The organism is Enterobacter cloacae complex sp. IR5459, from assembly GCF_049238005.1.
Classification (GTDB): Bacteria; Pseudomonadota; Gammaproteobacteria; order Enterobacterales; family Enterobacteriaceae; genus Enterobacter; species Enterobacter hormaechei_C.
On sequence record NZ_JBMKIG010000036.1, the window covers coordinates 1 to 3,748 of the forward strand.

Sequence of the window (3,748 nt, forward strand, 5' to 3'; positions counted from 1 at the left end):
CTGGGCGAAATGCGCCTGGTAAGCAGAGTTTTTGAAATGTAAGGCCTTTGAATAAGACAAAAGGCTGCCTCATCGCTAACTTTGCAACAGTGCCCAAAAGGCTGCCTCATCGCTAACTTTGCAACAGTGCCCGTTTTTCCGATGTGCCGAAATGCCCGCTTACCAGGGTGTGCAGCTCATTCAGAATATAATCATACATCTGATAATGCGCTTTCCACGGCTCCTGTGTGGCATTGACATAAAACCCGGCACCCTGGCCGAGATCGTACTCTTTATCATCCGCCACCTGACTGCCGCGCGGACTGGTATCCGGCGCGACAATCACCAGGCCGTGTTCCGCTGCGTAACGCTGTGCCCCGGCTTTGGTGATAAAATTCTGCTCGTTGCAGGTCAGCCCGGAAAGCCAGTACAGCACAGGACATTTCTCTGTTTTTGCCTGCGGCGGCAGAAACACGGAAAAAGTCATCGGCGTGCCGGTCACCGCAGAGTGGTGACGCCAGACTTCCTGGCTGCCGCCGAAACAGACGTGATGTTCAATCCGTTCCATAGTATCTCCCTGAATACGTTATCAGTAATGAATGACTGTGCGGATGGATTTGCCGTCGTGCATCAAATCAAAAGCTTCATTGATTTTATCCAGTTCCATGGTGTGCGTGACAAACGGCGCCAGCTCGATTTTGCCGCTCATGGCATCTTCCACCATTCCCGGCAACTGGGTACGCCCTTTCACGCCGCCGAACGCCGTGCCTTTCCAGACCCGGCCGGTCACCAGCTGGAACGGACGGGTTGAAATCTCTTTTCCGGCACCCGCCACCCCGATAATTACCGACTGCCCCCAGCCACGGTGCGCACTTTCCAGCGCCGACCGCATCACATTGACATTGCCGATACATTCAAAGGTATGATCCACACCCCATTTGGTCATTTCGACCAGCACCTGCTGAACAGGTTTGTCATAATCATTGGGATTAATGCAGTCTGTGGCGCCGAACTGTTTTGCCAGCTCAAACTTGGATGGATTGGTATCGATGGCAAAGATGCGCCCCGCTTTTGCCTGACGTGCGCCCTGCACCACGGCCAGCCCGATACCGCCGAGGCCGAATACCGCCACAGAATCCCCTTCCTGTACCTTCGCGGTATTGTGTACCGCGCCGATCCCGGTGGTCACGCCGCAGCCGAGCAGGCAAACCTGCTCCGCATTGGCCTGCGGATTGATTTTCGCCAGTGATACTTCCGCCACAACGGTATATTCGCTGAATGTCGAGCAGCCCATATAGTGATAGAGCGGCTGACCGTTATACGAAAAACGGCTGGTGCCGTCCGGCATCACGCCTTTGCCCTGGGTTTCGCGGACGGCAACACAGAGGTTGGTTTTACCGGAGGTACAGAAATCACACTCGCCGCACTCGGCGGTGTACAGCGGGATCACATGGTCGCCCGGTTTCACACTGGTCACGCCCTCACCGACCTCAACCACCACCCCGGCACCTTCATGGCCGAGCACCACCGGGAACAGACCTTCCGGATCATCACCGGAAAGCGTGTAGGCATCGGTATGGCATACCCCGGTGTGACTGATTTTCACCAGCACTTCACCTTTCTTCGGCGGTGCCACATCAATTTCAACAATTTCAAGGGGTAAACCCGGCCCGAAGGCGACTGCTGCGCGTGATTTCATAACGGTTCCTCTGTGTCTGAGGCTTATCATGGCAGGCGATAAGCACGAATGCCGTCCACCATACCGCACAACAGCGCTGCCTGTATAGCGCCGGTCAGCAGGTGGCCGCCACCGGTGCCGGTTTTCTGATCAGCAGACAGATTGCCAGCAGCAGACCGTACAGTGCCGTGCCAATCAGCCACACCGTACCGTCCGCACTCTGCTGTGTCTGACTGAAAATAAAAGCAAACAGCAGCGGGCCCGCCACGCCGGTCAGATTGGTCAGGCTGACCAGCACACCCTGTAGTTTTCCCTGATTTGCCGCCGATGCCCCGGCAGAGATAATGCCCTGCAATGCAGGCAGTGCAATTCCGCCGCCTGCCAGCAGGATCAGGACCGGATACACCATCCATCCGGAAGTGATAGCAGACATCAGTAAAAACGCGGTGGCATCGGCAATAAATCCGGCGAAAATAATGGTTTTCTCACTCAGCCGTTTTGCCAGCGCCCCGGCAACCACCGCCTGAAACAGTGCATGCATCGCCCCGAGTCCCGCCAGTGAAAAACCGACCGCCGCGCTGTCCCAGGCAAAGCGGCTCTCCGTAAACAATACCCAGACAGTGGCCGGGATCTGCCCGATAAGCTGCGCGGTAAAAAAGACAAACAGCAACAGCGCCAGAGGTTTAAGCAGTGTGATAAAGCTGATACCTGCGCTTTCTTGTTTCTGCTCCGCCGGTTTTTCTTCTGTCTGTACCGCCGGTTTAAAGATAAAAAAGACCATCAGAAAGGTGCAGGCATTCAGTATTGCCGCAATGACAAACGGCAGATGCGGTGAGATATCCCCCGCCAGTCCGCCGATAGCCGGCCCGGCAATCAGCCCGGCACCAAAGGCCGCACCGAGACGGCCGAACCAGGCGGTACGCTCGCTGACCGCCGTGCTGTCCGCCACTACCGAAGCCGCAACCGCGCCGGTGGCACCAGTGATCCCGGAGATAATCCGCCCGAGATACAACATCCACAGCACATTGGACAGTGCCAGCAGTGTGTAATCAAACGCGGCACCCGCCAGGGATAACAGCAGCACCGGTCTGCGCCCCAGCTTATCTGACCATCTGCCCAGCAGCGGAGCAAAACAGACCTGCATCACCGCATACAGCGCCAGCAGAATGCCGTAATGGTTTGCCACATCCGCTTCCGGGAGATATTCCCGCAGCAGTGACGGTAATACCGGCATGATCAGACCAATTCCCATCGCGTCCAGCAGTGTAATCACCAGCGCGATGACAGCGGGTTTATTCATTTTTCAGATCCTGTGTTAATTCCCTATCATTGATAGAGTTGGAATATATCCCTATCAATGATAGAGTGTCAATCTGAAAATCGGAGGAGACGGTCATGGCACGGCTGAACAGAGAATCGGTTATTGATGCGGCACTGGAACTGCTGAATGAGACAGGGATTGACGGGCTGACGACCCGCAAGCTGGCGCAGAAGCTGGGAATAGAACAGCCGACACTTTACTGGCATGTGAAAAATAAACGGGCGTTACTGGATGCGCTGGCGGTGGAGATCCTGGCGCGTCATCATGATTATTCACTGCCTGCGGCGGGGGAATCCTGGCAGTCATTTCTGCGCAATAATGCAATGAGTTTCCGCCGGGCGCTGCTGCGTTACCGTGACGGGGCAAAAGTGCACCTCGGCACCCGCCCTGATGAAAAACAGTATGATACGGTGGAAACCCAGTTACGCTTTATGACAGAAAACGGCTTTTCACTGCGCGACGGGTTATATGCGATTTCAGCGGTCAGTCATTTTACCCTTGGTGCCGTACTGGAGCAGCAGGAGCATACTGCCGCCCTGACCGACCGCCCTGCAGCACCGGACGAAAACCTGCCGCCGCTATTGCGGGAAGCGCTGCAGATTATGGACAGTGATGATGGTGAGCAGGCCTTTCTGCATGGCCTGGAGAGCCTGATCCGGGGGTTTGAGGTGCAGCTTACGGCACTGTTGCAAATAGTCGGTGGTGATAAACTTATCATCCCCTTTTGCTGATGGAGCTGCACATGAACCCATTCAAAGGCCGGCATTTTC

The 3,748-nt window shown here is 55.7% G+C and carries 3 protein-coding genes and 1 pseudogene; 1 reads left to right on the forward strand and 3 read right to left on the reverse strand.

Translation table 11 applies throughout. From position 1 onward, the window contains the following. Positions 1–124: 124 nt before the first annotated feature. From ACOTX4_RS25480 to tet(D), 3 genes and pseudogenes are all read right to left on the reverse strand, one after another. Positions 125–547: pseudogene (locus ACOTX4_RS25480) on the reverse strand (alpha/beta hydrolase-fold protein); the annotation flags it as partial. A 21-nt stretch (positions 548–568) separates the two neighbouring features. Further along, positions 569–1,678 (reverse strand): S-(hydroxymethyl)glutathione dehydrogenase/class III alcohol dehydrogenase, encoded by a 1,110-nt coding sequence (locus ACOTX4_RS25485; protein ID WP_000842134.1) that lies wholly within the window; start codon positions 1,676–1,678, stop codon positions 569–571. A gap of 94 nt (positions 1,679–1,772) precedes the next feature. Next, positions 1,773–2,957, reverse strand: coding sequence for a tetracycline efflux MFS transporter Tet(D) (gene tet(D), locus ACOTX4_RS25490; protein WP_001039466.1), 1,185 nt, complete (start codon positions 2,955–2,957; stop codon positions 1,773–1,775). 95 nt (positions 2,958–3,052) lie between these two features. Between tet(D) and tetR(D) the strand changes: the two genes are divergently transcribed. Continuing rightward, a complete protein-coding gene (gene tetR(D) / locus ACOTX4_RS25495; RefSeq protein WP_000113282.1) occupies positions 3,053–3,709 on the forward strand; it encodes a tetracycline resistance transcriptional repressor TetR(D) in 657 nt (218 codons plus the stop codon). Positions 3,710–3,748: the final 39 nt, after the last annotated feature.